Here is a 14,107-nt window from a genome sequence, read left to right as displayed (position 1 = left end):
CACGCAATTCGGGAAACACTGCGATGGACTTCGTTCCACTGATCGATCTGATTGGCGAGAATCAGACCGCGCTCGCCGGCGGTGCCGTGATCGGCGCGCTGTTCGGCTTCTTCATGCAGCGCAGCGCGTTCTGCACGCGCTCGGCCGTTCTCGATCTCACCCGCAGACGCGATCTCGCCGCGCTGGCGACCTGGGGCGCGGGCTTCGCGGCTGCGGTGCTCGGCGTCCAGATCCTTTTGACGCTCGATGTCGTGAACGTCGTCGAAACCCGCTTCTTCGCCACCGCCCAAAGCCTGTCCGGCGCCATCATCGGCGGCATCTTGTTCGGCATCGGCATGATCCTGGCGCGCGGCTGCGTGTCGCGATTGCTGGTCTTGTCGGCCACGGGCAATCTGCGGGCGCTCTATTCGTCGGTCGTCATCGCCATCGTCGGTCTCGCCACCTATAGCGGCGTTCTGGTGCCGTTGCGCGACAGCGCCGGCGGGCTCTGGAGCACGGCGGCGATCGGCGGCAACGATGTCCTTGCCCATCTGGGCCTCGGGCAGGCAGCCGGGGTGATCATCGGCGTAACTTTGGCGGCTGCCGCAGTCGGCCTCGCTCTGGCGTCGCGGGCGTCCATCTGGCGCCTGGCGGGCGGCGTCGGCGTCGGCGCGACGATCGTCGCCGGCTGGTATTTCACCTACACGCTCTCGCAGCAGGTGTTCGAGCCGATCCAGGCCGAAAGCCTCTCGTTCATCCGGCCGCTGGCCACCACCGCGGCGCTGGCCACCGACGCGGACGCGTTCGCTGGTCTGGACCAGGGCGTTCTCGCCGGCGCGCTGTTCGGCGCCTTGATCGCGGCGCTGTTGTTCCGGCAGTTTCGCATCCAGACATTCTCCGAGCCGGGCACGCCCTCGATTTTGCGCTACACCGTCGGTTCCGTACTGATGGGTTTCGGCGGCATCCTGGCGGTCGGCTGCACCATCGGCGCGGGCTTCACCGGTGGCGCTGTCCTGGCGGTGTCGGCGCTTCTGGCCTTGCTCTCGATGGTCGGCGGCGCGGCACTCGCCGACCAGTTCGTCGACCGCCCGCGCGAGGCCCGCGATCTTTCGCCGGAAGCCGGGGCGGTTCCGGCGGAGTAGCGGTTCGCGGTTGTTAGCCCGTGCTCAGCGTACAACCATGACCGACGTCTTCGCATGGGCGGCGATATAGCCGGCGTTGGATGCGAAGATGTGCTCGGGGAGCCCCGGCACGTGCGAGGCGACGACCACCAGATCGGCGCCGCTTTCCTCCACGGCTCTCAACAGCGTTCGATCCAGATCAACGGTCGGGTCATGGCTGACATAGGTCGCCGTCGTCTCCTGCGGGAGGCTGTACTTCTCGGCCTGCGCTTTGCCGAAGGCTTCGAGCTTGTCGGTATATTCCTCGGGCGTATGCGCGACCGAGCCCGGCCCAGACGTCGTCACGCCCACATAGTGGACCGCGCAGCCATAAAGTTGCGCAAGATCGGCGGCGATCATCAACGCCTTTTCCAGGCGGTCCGTATGACCCAAATCGACCGGGACCATGATTTTCTTGAACATGGCGACCTCCCTTGCATCGGCGATGTCTGTTCATGTCTTTGTACCGGCTGGGCGGGCGGGCCGTCTTGATGTCGATCAATGACGTTTCCAGCGAATGGTCGCATTCGCTGCGCATCGATACTATCAGGAGCCGAACCGCCGAAGCCTCACCTTCGAGGCGGGACCGATCAGCAGGACGGAGAGCTCTCACTCCCATGAAGACACGCGACGACCTCATCCACCACCTTGCCGGACTCGGAATTCAGACGAAGACGGTCGAGCATCCGCCGCTTCATTCCGTCGAAGAGAGCCAGGCGCTGCGCGGCACGATTCCCGGCGGCCACACCAAGAACCTGTTTCTCAAGGACAAGAAGGGGCGGATTTTTCTGGTCGTGGCGGAGGAAACCCGCGCCGTTGACCTGAAGGGGCTGCACAAGCGGATCGGTGCGTCCGGGCGGCTGTCCTTTGCCAGCGGCGACCAGATGCGCGCGCTGCTCGGCGTCGAGCCGGGCTCGGTCACCGCCTTCGGCCTCATCAACGATACCGGGGGCCAGGTCCGTGTTGTGCTTGATGAAGGGCTCCTGGCGCACGATATGGTGAACTGCCATCCGATGACGAATGCGGCGACGACGACCATCGCCACATCGGCGCTGATGGCGTTCTTCCAATCCACCGGGCACGAGCCGCTCGTCATCGGCCTCGAAGCACCGGCAGACGACGACGGGCAGGCGGCATGAGCGACAATCCCTACGGCAATTCCTTCGGCGGCTACGGCGCGCAGACGAGCGGGCCGGCAGGCCAGACGGTGGGCAACGCCCAGCCGCAGGCGCCGGCTGCGCCGGCCTCACCGGGTCTGGAAGGTTTTGCGGATTTGGGCGGTGGCGCCGCGCAAGCCGATCTGGTCAAGGACACGACGACGGCGAATTTCTCGGCCGACGTCATCCAGGAATCGCGGCGCCAGCCCGTGATCGTCGATTTCTGGGCCCCTTGGTGCGGCCCCTGCAAGCAATTGACCCCGATCATCGAGCGGGCGGTGAAGGCGGCCGGCGGTAAGGTCAAGCTGGTCAAGATGAACATCGACGACCATCCCGCCATCGCCGGCCAGCTGGGGGTCCAGTCGATCCCGGCGGTGTTTGCCTTCGTCGACGGCCAGCCGGTCGACGGCTTCATGGGCGCGCTGCCGGAGAGCGAGGTCAAGGCTTTCATCGACCGCCTGCCGAAGGGCAAGGGCGGCGGCGCGGACGATCCGGTCGCCCAGGCGCTCGAACAGGCCAGGCAACTGCTCGCCGACGGTGACGCGGGCGGAGCCGCGCAGCTCTTCGGCGCGGTTCTCCAGCACGAGCCCAATCACGCCGCCGCGACCGCGGGATTGGGCGAATGCTATCTGGCGGCCGGCGACACGGCGCGGGCAAAGGCCTTGGTCGATGGATATGCGGCCGAGGATGCCGGCAAGCCTGAGGATCCAGCGCTCGCGGCCATCCGCACCAAGCTGAAGCTTGCCGAGGAGATTTCGGAACTGGGCGATCCGGTGGCGCTGCAGGCTCGGATCGAGGGCGACCCGGACGATCACCAGGCCCGCTACGATCTGGCGCTGATTGCCCAGGCAAAGGGCGAGCGGGCGACGGCCGCCGGCCATCTCCTGGAGATCATCGGCCGCGATCGTACCTTCGAGGATGACGCCGCGCGCAAAAAGCTTCTCGAATTCTTCGAGGCCTGGGGGCCGACCGATCCGGCGACGAAGGAGGCCCGGCGCAAGCTGTCCTCGCTGCTCTTCACCTGATCGTCCAGGCGGGCGCGGCAGGGGCGATAAGCCCGCGCCGCGCCCGCCTTCGAGCCGGTTCGGCCGCTGCTTGTTGCCGCGTCCCTTGAGATCGCGTGTTCGCGTTCCAAGTTCGGTCTCGGCAACGGAGACATGGTTTGGTTCACGCCGGCAATTTCAACTATCGCAACGCATCGGACCTCCCGAGCATCGTCCCGCTCTTTCCTCTGGCGGGCGCGCTGCTCCTGCCGGGGGGGCAGCTGCCGCTCAACGTTTTCGAGCCGCGCTACCTGCAGATGGTCGACGACGCCATGGCAGGGGGGCGGATCATTGGCATGATCCAGCCGGCGCTCGACGGGCGGCGCCGAAGCGATGGCGAGCCGGAGTTTTGCAAGGTCGGCTGCCTCGGCCGGATCACATCGCTCAATGAGTCCGGCGACGGGCGCTACATCATCAGTCTGCACGGTGTCGTGCGATTCCGGGTGCTGGAGGAGTTATCCGATCGGGCGCCGTATCGCTCGTGCCGGGCGGCGGCCTTTCTCGGTGATCTCGATCTGGGGCAGGGAGCCGGCGAGGTCGATCGCGACTCGTTGCTGGGCACCTTCAAGCAATATCTGGAGGCCAATCAGCTCGAGGCGGATTGGGAAAGCGTCACCCGCGCCTCCAACGAGACCTTGGTCAACGCGCTCTGCATGATGTCGCCCTACGGCGCGGCCGAGAAACAGGCGCTGCTCGAGGCCCCCGACCTGAAGACGCGGGCCGAGACTCTGGTCGCCATCACCGAGATCGCCTTGGCGCGCGATGGCGGCGACGACGGCTCCTCGCACACGCTGCAATAGGGCGGTACGGCCACCGCGCGTTTGCCGGAGCCGACGACCGCGAAGTGAAAGACGGAACAGATGAACCAACGGCGCGAAATGGGACGGCCCGATCCGAAGCTGCTCGAGCTTCTGGTGTGTCCCCTGACCAAGACGTCCCTCGTCTACGATCGCGAGAACAACGAACTCGTTTCGAAGGCGGCGAAGCTCGCCTATCCGGTTCGCGAAGGCATCCCGATCATGCTCCCCTCCGAGGCGCGGGAGCTCGATTGAGATTGACAGCCCGGTGTTAAAGAAAGAAGGCCGGGCATCGCGCCCGGCCCTCCGATTTCATCGAGATCTATTGCGCCGTCGCGTCGGGCTGGGCGTCGGCATTCGAAAGAACCTCGCTCTGCGCGAGCTGAAGGGCGCGGATGCAGCCATCATCATCGTTCGCCTCTTGCGCATTCTCGGCGGCGGCGACGTACCCCTTCGCCGTTTCGGTATCGATCCCCGATTGTTCGGCCTGGTCGACCAGCGCCTGGATCTGAGGCAGCGCCTCGGCGCAGCTTGACGCCATCGGAATCTTGCCCTCCGCCGGGGCCTCCGTCTGGGCCGCGGCGATATGAACGCCGAGCATCAGTGTCGCGGCTGTCAGTAGCAGTGTTTTCATCGGAACTCTCTCCATTTGTCCGAAGGGTCGACGGACCACCGCTTCTGGCGTTCCGTCGATGGGGAGAGGTTCTCGCCGTTTCGTGGTCGGATCACGTTTGCGCGATGATTACTGGAAGGTGATTTCGGACAAGCCGGCCAAGCCATCGCCACGTTGTCCTGACGATTGCGGCCGGCCGCTGGCGGTCAACTCAAGATGCCGACCGTCGGGGTCCGGCCCGCGACGAGGGATAACGCCAGGAGAACAAGCTCGGCCAGCGGCAAGCGCCCGCGCCACGTTGCCAGGAGCCGCGGCGGCGGCGCCCATGGCTTCGGCTGCTTGTCGGTCAAATGCCCGCGCCGTCGCCCACCGTCGCGACGCCTTTCTCGGCAGCCGGATGGCGTTGATGGGCGCCGAAGGCAACCCGCAGCAACGGCCGCAGAGCAAAATCGAGCAATGCGAGGACAGCCGCCAGTACCGGGGCAAGCCCGAACAGAAACCCGATGAAGCCAAACAGCACCGCTGCCGCTGCCCGGAACCGCACCATCGCCCAACGATGGGCTGCGCTTGTCGTCTCGCCGAGCCAAAGCGCCTTAAGTGTATCCAGCGTCGAGCCCGGCTCTGCCGAGGATTGCGACGGCTGCCTGTCGTCAATGACCGTCCGCACGACGCCGAGCGCCATCGTCTCGTTGGTCAACGGGTCGATCAGGATGAAGGAGCCAAGTTCGCGGCTGGCCGCGTAAGTCGTCGCGACCAAGGGACGGTCGAAGGCGATCGTCACGCGGCCGATCTCGTTCATCAACAGGACGTTTGCCGACTTCGGCTCGAACGAATGGATATCGATCGCGGCCTCGAGGGCCCGCACGCTCGCCGGCGTCGAAGCGGTGCCGAGCTTGGCGACCAAGCGTCCGCCGGGCAGCAGTGGCCGGTCGACCATCCAGAGAATCTCGGCGGTGACGGATTTCACCGCCGCCAGCGAATCGTCCGGCCTTGCCAGCACGTCGCCGCGCGAGACATCGACCTCGTCGGTGAGGGTCAACGTCACCGCCTCGCCGGCGGCGGCCGACAGCACCTCTCCGTCGGGATCCCAGACGGCTTTCACACGGGTTTCGCGCCGGCCTGGCAGGACGACGACCGGGTCGCCGGCCGCGATGCTGCCGCCGGCGATGGTGCCCGCGAAGCCCCGGAAATCGAGATCGGGTCGGTTGACCCACTGCACCGGCATCCGGAACGGCGCCGATCCGGCGTCGAAGGTCTCGGGCGTGACGGATTCCAGCCGCTCGAGCAGCGTCTCGCCCCGGTACCACGGCATGTTTGGCGAGCGGGCGGCGATGTTGTCGCCATTCTTCGCCGACACGGGAACGAAGGAGACGTCGGTGAAGCCGAGCGCGGGCATGATCGCCTCATAGCCGCGCTTGATCGCCTCGTAGCGATCCTCGGCGAAGTCGACGAGATCCATCTTGTTGATGGCGATGACGACGCTCTTGATGCCAACGAGCGAAGTGATGAAGGAATGGCGCCGCGTCTGCGGCAGGATGCCCTTGCGCGCGTCAACGAGAATCACCGCGAGTTCGGCCTGGCTGGCGCCAGTCGCCATGTTGCGGGTGTACTGCTCGTGGCCGGGCGTGTCGGCGATGATGAAGGCGCGGTGGCCGGTAGAAAAATACCGGTAGGCGACGTCGATGGTGATGCCCTGCTCACGCTCGGCGGACAGTCCGTCGACGAGCAGCGCGAAATCGAGATCCTCGCCGGTGGTGCCGAATTTCTTCGAATCGCGCTTCAGCGCGTCGAGTTGATCGTCGAAGACGGCGTTGGTCTCGTAGAGCAGCCGGCCGATCAGCGTCGACTTGCCGTCGTCGACCGAGCCGCAGGTGATGAAGCGTAAGAGCGAGGCGGCCGGTACCGCCAACGGCCGCGCGCCGGCCTGTGGATCGACGAGAGCGAGCTTCGCAGGACGAGGAACCGCGTCGGTATCCTCGGCGGCGGGGCGCTGTTGCAGGACGCTGGTCATGTCAGAAATAGCCTTCCTGCTTCTTCTCTTCCATCGAGGCGCCGGAATCCTGGTCGATGACCCGGCCCTGGCGCTCCGAGGTGCGCGATCCGCGCATTTCGGCGATGATGTCGGCAAGCGTCGCTGCCTCCGACGCCACCGCTCCGGTCAGCGGGTAGCAGCCGAGGGTGCGGAAGCGGACCATCATGGTCTCGATCGTTTCGCCGGGCTTCAGCGCCATCCGCTCGTCGTCGCGCATGATCAGCGCCCCGTCTCGCCTCACGATGGGGCGGGGGGCTGCGAAATACAGCGGCACGACCGGGATGTTTTCCAGCGCGATGTAGTCCCACACATCCTGCTCGGTCCAATTCGACAGCGGGAAGACCCGGAAGCTCTCGCCCTTCTTCTTGCGGGTGTTGAACAGCCGCCAGGGCTCCGGTCGCTGGTTCTTGGCGTCCCAGCGATGCTCGGCCGAGCGCAGCGAGAAGATGCGCTCCTTGGCGCGGCTCTTCTCCTCGTCGCGCCGCGCGCCGCCGAAGGCCGCGTCGAATTGGTATTTGGCGAGCGCCTGCTTCAGGCCCTCCGTCTTCATCACGTCGGTGTGGACGCGGCTGCCGGATGAGAACGGGTTGATGCCGGCACGCACCCCCTCCTGGTTGATATGGACGATGAGGTCGAGACCGAGGTCCTTGGCGCGGCGGTCGCGGAATTCGATCATCTCCCGGAACTTCCAGGTCGTATCGACATGCAGGAGCGGGAAGGGCGGCTTGCCGGGCGCGAAGGCCTTCATCGCGAGATGCAGCATCACCGCCGAATCCTTGCCGACCGAATACAGCATCACCGGATTTTCGGCCGTCGCTGCGACCTCTCGCAGGATGAAGATCGCCTCGGCTTCGAGCCGCTGCAGATGGGTCAGCTGTTTCATTGCGGCGGTCTCTCGAAGGCTGCGTCCGCTCTCGCGGGACGATGGGCGTCGTTGCGGATGGGGCGGCCAGCGTCATCGACATGCAGGCCGCATTCGCGCTTGGTCTCTTCCTCCCACCACCAGCGGCCGGCCCGTTCCGGCTCGCCTGGGCGGATCGCGCGGGTGCAGGGGGCGCAGCCGATCGACAGGAAGTTCTTCGCGTGCAGCGCGTTGACCGGAATGCCTTGCTCGACCGTGAACCCCACGATGGCGTCGCGGGTCCAGTCGAAGATCGGGTTGGCCTTGATCAGACCGCGGGCGCCGTCGAAGGAGACGAAGTCCATATCCGAGCGGTTGGCCGACTGATCGCGGCGAAGGCCGGTAACCCAGCCGGCGGCGCCGGCGAGCGCCCGTGCCAGCGGCTCGACCTTTCTGACGCTGCAGCAGTTCTTGCGAAATTCCGGCGCGTAGTAGAATCCATCGATGCCTTGGTCGTTCACCAGCGCCTCGAGCGCGTCGGCTTGCGGGTACAGCGCCTTGATGCGGCGGCCGTATTTCTCCTCGGTCTCGCGCCAGAGCGCGTAGGTCTCGGGAAACAGCCGGCCGGTGTCGAGCGTTTTCACCAGTATCGGCAGGTCACTCGAAAAGATCAGATGGGTGATCATCTGGTCCTCGATGCCAAGGCTCGTCGTGAACACCACCGGTCCGCCGGCGCGATCCACCAGCGCCTGCAGGCGCTCAAGCGGGGTCAGCGCCGCGAAGCTGATATTCAGCTCCCCCGCGAGATGTCTACGCTCCGCGCACATGGCGTCAGGCCCTCCGGGCGGCGAGCCGCTTCTGGAGGATGCTGCGCTCTTCGCCATAGCCGGTCTGGTAGTGCCGTGTGACGATGTCCTTGGCCGCCATCCACTGTTGAACCGGCTGCCGGTTCGCCATCGTTTCGGGCAGTTCGATCTCATCGAAGCCGCAGGCCAGCGCCTCGGCGAACTGGTCGGCGATCAGCGGCCCGGACGCGCGCAGCGTGCCGTCGAAGCCAGCCCGGCGCAGCCGCTTGGCCAGCGACAGGCCGCGGCCGTCGGAAAACGCGGGAAACTCCACGGCGATGAGGTCGGCCGCGTCGAGATGCGGGGCAATCTCCTCGATCGTCGCGCTGTTGGGCACCGACAGGCCGAAGCGCAACTCCGGCAAGACAGCGAGCACGGCGTCGGCCAGGGCCAGCGGCATGATCACCGGGCCCTCGGTTTTCGTGGCGACCTCGGCGGTGTCGACGCGGGTGTAGGCGTCCGGCTTCGCGCCGGTGGCGGCGATCAGCGTCATGCGGCGTCCTTTCGAAGGCTTTCCCGGCCGGCGACATAGGCGGTAAAGCCGGCCTTGAACGGCTCAATTCCCGCGCGGCGCACGGTTTCGATGAATTCCTCGCCGTCCTGCCGCTCGCCGAGATAGGTTTCGACGATCGATTCGATCGCGCCCGGCACGTCCTCGGCGTCGATGCCGGGGCCAAGCCGTTCGCCGAGGGCGGCGTTCTCGGTGGCATCGCCGCCGACGGTGATCTGGTAGTTTTCCTTGCCGGCCTTTTCGAGCCCGAGAATGCCGATCGCGCCGACATGATGGTGGCCGCAGGCATTGATGCAGCCGGAAATCTTGATCGGCAGGGGCCCGATTTCCAGCTGGCGCGCCTCGTCCGCAAAGGTCTTGGCGATGCTCTGCGCGATCGGGATCGATTTCGCCGTGGCCAGCGCGCAATAATCGAGGCCGGGGCAGGCGATGATGTCGGTGACGAGCCCGGCGTTGGCCGTATGCAGCCTTTCCGCCTTCAGCGCGGCGTAGACCGCCGGCAAATCGTCCTGTTTCACATGCGGCAGGACGAGGTTCTGGCCATGGGTCACGCGCAACTCGCCGAAGGAATAGCGCTCGGCGATATCGGCGAAGGCGCGCATCTGGTCGGCGCTTATGTCGCCGGGCACCTCGCCGATGGCCTTGAGCGACACCGTCAGGGCGATGTAGCCAGGCTGGCGATGGGCAAAGCCGTTCTGCTCGACGAACCGGGCGAGGCCGGGGTCGCTTGCCCGCGCCGCCGCGAGAGTCGTGGAGTCCTGTGGCAGATCCTCATAGGCGGGGGCTGCGAAATAAGCCGCAATCCGTGCGACTTCTTCGTCCGGCGCGTTGATCGACGGCCCGTCGAGCTTGGCGAATTCCGCCTCGACGCGGCGGCGGAATTCCTCCTCGCCGGTCTCGTGGACGAGGATCTTCACCCGCGCCTTGAACTTGTTGTCGCGCCGACCTTCCGAGTTGTAGACGCGCATGACGGCTTCCAGATAGGCGAGCAGCTCGTCCTTCGGCAGGAACTCCCGGATCAGCTTGCCGATCATCGGCGTGCGACCGAGGCCGCCACCGACCACGATTTCGTAGCCGATCTCCCCGGTCTCGGGGTGCCGCTTGATCTTCAGGCCGATGTCATGCGTCTTGATCGCCGCGCGGTCGTGCTCGGCGCCGGTCACGGCGATCTTGAACTTGCGCGGCAGCCAGCCGAACTCCGGATGCAGGCTCGACCACTGGCGAATGAGTTCACCGGTTGGCCGCGGGTCCTCGACCTCGTCGGCGGCGACGCCGGCGAACTGGTCGGCGGTCACATTACGAATGCAGTTACCGGAGGTCTGGATGCAGTGCATCTCGACGTCGGCGAGCAGATCCAGGATGTCCGGAACGTCCTTCAGCTTCGGCCAATGGAATTGCAGGTTCTGGCGCGTGGTGAAGTGGCCATAGCCCTTGTCGTAGGTGTCGGCGATGTGTGCCAGTTGGCGCAGCTGGCGCGCATTCAGCGTGCCGTAGGGCACCGCGATCCGCAGCATGTAGGCGTGAAGCTGCAGATAGAGCCCGTTCTTCAAACGCAGCGGCTTGAATTCATCTTCCGACAGCGAGCCGTTGAGACGCCGCTCCACCTGACTGCGGAACTGGGCGACCCGCTCGCGCACGAAACGCTCGTCGAATTCGTCGTAGCGATACATGATCGTATCCTTTGATGGTGCTGTGGAAGGCGCCGGGCGCTTTGGCCTGTCGCCTCTCGTCAAGCGTTCAGGCGGGCGTCGGGTAGTCGGCTTGCTTGCCCATGTCCGGGTGAATGGACGGACCCTTCTGGCGCATCGCGTCGCGGAAATGCCGGGCCACCGGAAGGCCGGTGCCGTGCAGGTCGACCGGCACGAGATAAGGGTCGACCACGACATTCGCCGCGAAGGCCGCCTTGCCTTCGCCGTCCATTGCCTCGGCGGTTTCGGCGTCGAAGGCGACGCGAGCCTTGGACGGGTCGAGCGTCCAGCCTGTCTCGGCGAGGAACACCACGTCTCCGTCGAGGAGATGGTTCGCCATCAGGATCGCCGGAAGCTTGTCACCCCGGACCTTCGATCCGGCGCGGTGGTCCTTCGCCATTGTCATCTCCCTTGTCGCTGGTCCATGCGGGCCAATGGGCCGGGCCAGTGTTCGGTCGATGATAGATAAGCCGAATCGCGCCGTTCAGCGGCGGCGTCGATTGCCTTGTCGCAGTGCAAGGAGAAAGAATTTCCTGCCCCGGACGTACTTAGCGACAGGATCGTTCCAGATTGGTCTGGGACGCGCGGCCGGGCGGCCTCAGATCGCCTCGCCCTTGAGAAGACGCGGCGATGGCCCGCGCGACAGGCCGGCGGCCTGGCCGATGAAGAAGTCCTTCAGCGGCGGGGCGCGGTCGACCAGCGACAGTCCGAAGCTGCGGGCCGCCCGCAGCAACGGGTTGTCGTTGGAAAACAGGCGGTTCAAGACATCGGTGGTGATGCCCATCTGGACGGTGTCGAAGCGCCGCCAGCGCTGATAGGTCTCCAAAACGTCGAGCGCTCCGATATCGAGGCCAAGACGGTCTGCCTCGACGATCGTCTCGGCCAGCGCCGCAGCGTCCTTGAAGCCGAGATTGAGGCCCTGGCCGGCAATCGGGTGGATGCCGTGGGCGGCATCGCCCGCGAGCGCGATCCGCGGCTTCACGAAATCGCGCGCCAGCGTGAGTCCCAACGGAAACGCACGGCGGCCGCCCTCGACGGTCAGCGCGCCGAGCTTGTGGCCGAAGCGCTGTTCGAGTTCGTGATCGAACAGCATCTCGTCGGCGTTGACCAGACGCTCGGCCTCGCGGGTCGGCTCGGTCCAGACGAGTGAAGACCGGTTGCCTTTGAGCGGCAGGATGGCGAACGGCCCGGAGGGCAGGAAATGCTCCTCCGCCCGGCCTTCGTGCGGGCGCTCGTGGGCGACGGTGGCGACGATGCCGGATTGGCCATAATCCCAGTGGACGGTGTGGATGCCGGCCATGTCGCGGATCGTCGAGCGGACACCGTCACAGGCAATCAGCAACCGCGCGTCGACCGTTCCGCCGCCGGTGAGGGCGACGCGGATCGCCGCCATCTGCCGGTCGATGCCCGACACGGCCATGCCTTGCCGGATGTCGATGCCGAGCGCTTTCGCGCGCTCGCGCAGGGCGCCGTTGAGGGCGGTGTTCGGCAGCATGTGCGCAAACGGCTCGCCCGGCTTGGCCTCGCCCCCGAAGGTGAGAAACACCGGACGGACGGGGTCGGAGGTGCGTGAATCGGTGACGATCATCTCGGTGATTGGCTGCGTCTCGTCCTTGACCTTTTCCCAGATGCCAAGCCGCTCCAGCATCCGCACGGCGGCGGCTGCCACGGCGGAGCCGCGGCCATCCTTCTTCCAGACCCCTTCAGGCGCGGCGTCGACCAGGACGATCTTGAGATGCGGCGCGGCGTCGGCGATCGCCACCGCCGTCGTCAGGCCGACATAGCCGGCTCCGGCGATGACGATGTCGGCCTGCTCGGCGGCTGTCGTCGCGGCTCTGGTGTCGGACATCGAAGTCTCCTTGCTCGCGCCCCTCGTGCGGCGCGGTCGGTGCGGATCGCTAAAACCGGTTGACCACGCCCGGTATATTGGTGCAACGCCGCGAAAGGCGAAGGGGTGCGTGGCTCCCCGCGACTGGGGAGTAGATTAGGATGACCGAGGCCGTTGAAAAGCTCCTCCATATCCTCGATCTCGAACGCATCGAAGAAAATCTGTTTCGTGGCATCAGTCCGGATCAGAGCTGGCAGCGGGTTTTCGGCGGCCAGGTGATCGCCCAGGCGCTGGTCGCCACCCAACGTACCGTCCCCGCCGACCGCCATTGTCATTCGCTGCATTCCTATTTCATGCGTCCGGGCGACCCCGCAGCGCCGATCATCTACGATGTCGACCGGATTCGCGATGGCGGCTCCTTCACCACCCGGCGCGTCGTCGCGATCCAGCATGGCCACGCGATCTTCTCGCTGTCGGCCTCCTTCCAGAAGGACGAGGACGGGCACGACCACCAGGTGACGATGCCGGACGTTCCCGGTCCCGACGATCTCCCGCATGGCGACGATCTCAAGGAAACGATCCTGAAACGGGCGCCTGAGCCGGTGCGCCGCTATTGGCTGCGGCCCCGGCCGATCGAGTTCCGGCCGGTCTCCTTCGACCATTATCTGACCCGCGACAAGCTGGAGCCGGTGCAACAGGTCTGGGTCCGCTGCGCTAGCCCGATCGGCGACGATCGCAACCTGAACGCGGCGGTTCTTGCCTACCTCTCCGACATGACCCTCCTCGACACCTCGCTGTTCGCGCATGGGTTGTCGGTGTTCGACGAACGCATCCAGGCGGCCAGCCTCGACCATGCCATGTGGTTTCACCGCCCGGTGAAGGTCTCCGACTGGATGCTCTATTCGCAGGACAGCCCGTCCTCGTCAGGCGCGCGGGGTCTCACCCGTGGCTCGCTGTTCGCCCGCGACGGAACGCTGGTCGCATCGGTGGCGCAGGAAGGGCTGATCCGTCCCCGGCGCGCCCCGTCTGCCTAATTTTCAGCCAGATTTGCGGTTTTTGCCACGCTTTTAAGCGGCGCTGAGCCCGTCCAACCGGCGGGCAACGCCGGTGGAAGCCGCCGTTTCGCACTGCAAAATAAGACCGAACGGTGGCGCGGCTTCCGTTTGGCACAAACCTTGATTCCTGAAGGTCAGTCATCGTCGCGGGCATGCTGCTCCGGCGAGTGATGCTCAACACGGCGGCGCTCCCGCGGCCGTCCAAGGTTCGAGGTGAACATGAAAATCGTGATGGCGATCATCAAGCCATTCAAGCTGGACGAAGTGCGCGAGGCGCTGACCGGCATCGGCATCCAGGGCCTCACCGTCACCGAGGTGAAGGGATATGGCCGTCAGAAAGGCCATACCGAAATCTATCGCGGCACCGAATACGCGGTGAGCTTCCTGCCCAAGCTGAAGATCGAGATCGCCGTTGCGCTCGACATGGTCGAGCCGGCGGTCGAGGCGATTCAGGCCGCCGCCAAGACCGGCCAGATCGGCGACGGCAAAATCTTCGTCTTCGGCATCGACCAGGCCGTCCGCATTCGGACGGGCGAAGTCGACGCGAACGCACTCTAA

The 14,107-nt window shown here is 65.8% G+C and carries 16 protein-coding genes; 7 read left to right on the top strand and 9 right to left on the bottom strand.

Features of this window, described 5'->3' with window-relative positions:
* Nucleotides 1-23: 23 nt before the first annotated feature.
* Nucleotides 24-1,121, top strand: coding sequence for a YeeE/YedE thiosulfate transporter family protein (locus VSX60_RS03770; RefSeq protein WP_327622814.1), 1,098 nt, complete (start codon nt 24-26; stop codon nt 1,119-1,121).
* 24 nt (nt 1,122-1,145) lie between these two features.
* On the opposite strand, the gene VSX60_RS03765 is transcribed toward VSX60_RS03770, so the two are convergent.
* On the bottom strand, nt 1,146-1,562 hold the full coding sequence (locus tag VSX60_RS03765; RefSeq protein ID WP_327622813.1) for a universal stress protein: 417 nt from the start codon (nt 1,560-1,562) through the stop codon (nt 1,146-1,148).
* A 194-nt stretch (nt 1,563-1,756) separates the two neighbouring features.
* Between VSX60_RS03765 and VSX60_RS03760 the strand changes: the two genes are divergently transcribed.
* From VSX60_RS03760 to VSX60_RS03745, 4 genes are all read left to right on the top strand, one after another.
* Complete coding sequence (locus tag VSX60_RS03760; RefSeq protein WP_327622812.1) at nt 1,757-2,278, top strand: prolyl-tRNA synthetase associated domain-containing protein; 522 nt, start codon at nt 1,757-1,759, stop codon at nt 2,276-2,278.
* Nucleotides 2,275-3,321: a thioredoxin gene (trxA, locus tag VSX60_RS03755; protein WP_327622811.1), complete on the top strand. Its 1,047-nt coding sequence runs from the start codon at nt 2,275-2,277 to the stop codon at nt 3,319-3,321. Before VSX60_RS03760 ends, trxA begins: the two co-directional genes overlap by 4 nt.
* Nucleotides 3,322-3,458: 137 nt before the next feature.
* A complete protein-coding gene (locus tag VSX60_RS03750) occupies nt 3,459-4,139 on the top strand; it encodes an LON peptidase substrate-binding domain-containing protein (protein WP_327622810.1) in 681 nt (226 codons plus the stop codon).
* 60 nt (nt 4,140-4,199) lie between these two features.
* Entirely contained in the window at nt 4,200-4,391 is a 192-nt protein-coding gene (locus tag VSX60_RS03745; RefSeq protein WP_206454625.1) for a Trm112 family protein, read from the top strand.
* 67 nt (nt 4,392-4,458) lie between these two features.
* Here the strand turns inward: VSX60_RS03745 and VSX60_RS03740 are convergent, their stop codons facing one another.
* The 8 genes from VSX60_RS03740 to VSX60_RS03705 form a co-directional block, all read right to left on the bottom strand.
* Complete coding sequence (locus tag VSX60_RS03740; protein WP_327622809.1) at nt 4,459-4,770, bottom strand: hypothetical protein; 312 nt, start codon at nt 4,768-4,770, stop codon at nt 4,459-4,461.
* 325 nt (nt 4,771-5,095) lie between these two features.
* Nucleotides 5,096-6,760: a sulfate adenylyltransferase subunit CysN gene (gene cysN / locus VSX60_RS03735; RefSeq protein WP_327622808.1), complete on the bottom strand. Its 1,665-nt coding sequence runs from the start codon at nt 6,758-6,760 to the stop codon at nt 5,096-5,098.
* 1 nt (nt 6,761) lies between these two features.
* Entirely contained in the window at nt 6,762-7,664 is a 903-nt protein-coding gene (gene cysD / locus VSX60_RS03730) for a sulfate adenylyltransferase subunit CysD (protein WP_327622807.1), read from the bottom strand.
* The gene (locus tag VSX60_RS03725; protein WP_327622806.1) at nt 7,661-8,449 is read right to left on the bottom strand and encodes a phosphoadenylyl-sulfate reductase; all 789 of its coding nucleotides are present in this window, start codon (nt 8,447-8,449) and stop codon (nt 7,661-7,663) included. Before VSX60_RS03725 ends, cysD begins: the two co-directional genes overlap by 4 nt.
* Before the next feature lie 4 nt (nt 8,450-8,453).
* Nucleotides 8,454-8,960: a DUF934 domain-containing protein gene (locus tag VSX60_RS03720; RefSeq protein WP_327622805.1), complete on the bottom strand. Its 507-nt coding sequence runs from the start codon at nt 8,958-8,960 to the stop codon at nt 8,454-8,456.
* Nucleotides 8,957-10,648 (bottom strand): nitrite/sulfite reductase, encoded by a 1,692-nt coding sequence (locus VSX60_RS03715; RefSeq protein WP_327622804.1) that lies wholly within the window; start codon nt 10,646-10,648, stop codon nt 8,957-8,959. Before VSX60_RS03715 ends, VSX60_RS03720 begins: the two co-directional genes overlap by 4 nt.
* 67 nt (nt 10,649-10,715) lie before the next feature.
* Nucleotides 10,716-11,066 carry a DUF2849 domain-containing protein gene (locus VSX60_RS03710; protein WP_327622803.1) on the bottom strand — a complete coding sequence of 117 codons (351 nt, stop codon included), beginning with the start codon at nt 11,064-11,066 and terminating at the stop codon, nt 10,716-10,718.
* A gap of 198 nt (nt 11,067-11,264) precedes the next feature.
* Nucleotides 11,265-12,515: a ubiquinone biosynthesis hydroxylase gene (locus tag VSX60_RS03705; RefSeq protein WP_327622802.1), complete on the bottom strand. Its 1,251-nt coding sequence runs from the start codon at nt 12,513-12,515 to the stop codon at nt 11,265-11,267.
* Between the two features lie 140 nt (nt 12,516-12,655).
* On the opposite strand from VSX60_RS03705, the gene tesB reads away from it, so the two are divergent.
* Both tesB and VSX60_RS03695 read left to right on the top strand, forming a co-directional pair.
* Entirely contained in the window at nt 12,656-13,528 is an 873-nt protein-coding gene (gene tesB, locus VSX60_RS03700) for an acyl-CoA thioesterase II (protein WP_327622801.1), read from the top strand.
* Nucleotides 13,529-13,768: 240 nt separating this feature from the next.
* Nucleotides 13,769-14,107 (top strand): P-II family nitrogen regulator, encoded by a 339-nt coding sequence (locus tag VSX60_RS03695; protein ID WP_327622800.1) that lies wholly within the window; start codon nt 13,769-13,771, stop codon nt 14,105-14,107.

It is taken from the genome of Aurantimonas sp. A3-2-R12 (genome assembly GCF_036016755.1).
Classification (GTDB): Bacteria; Pseudomonadota; Alphaproteobacteria; order Rhizobiales; family Rhizobiaceae; genus Aurantimonas; species Aurantimonas coralicida_A.
Note: the sequence above shows the minus strand (reverse complement) of the source record. Positions and strands in the feature narration are given on the sequence as shown.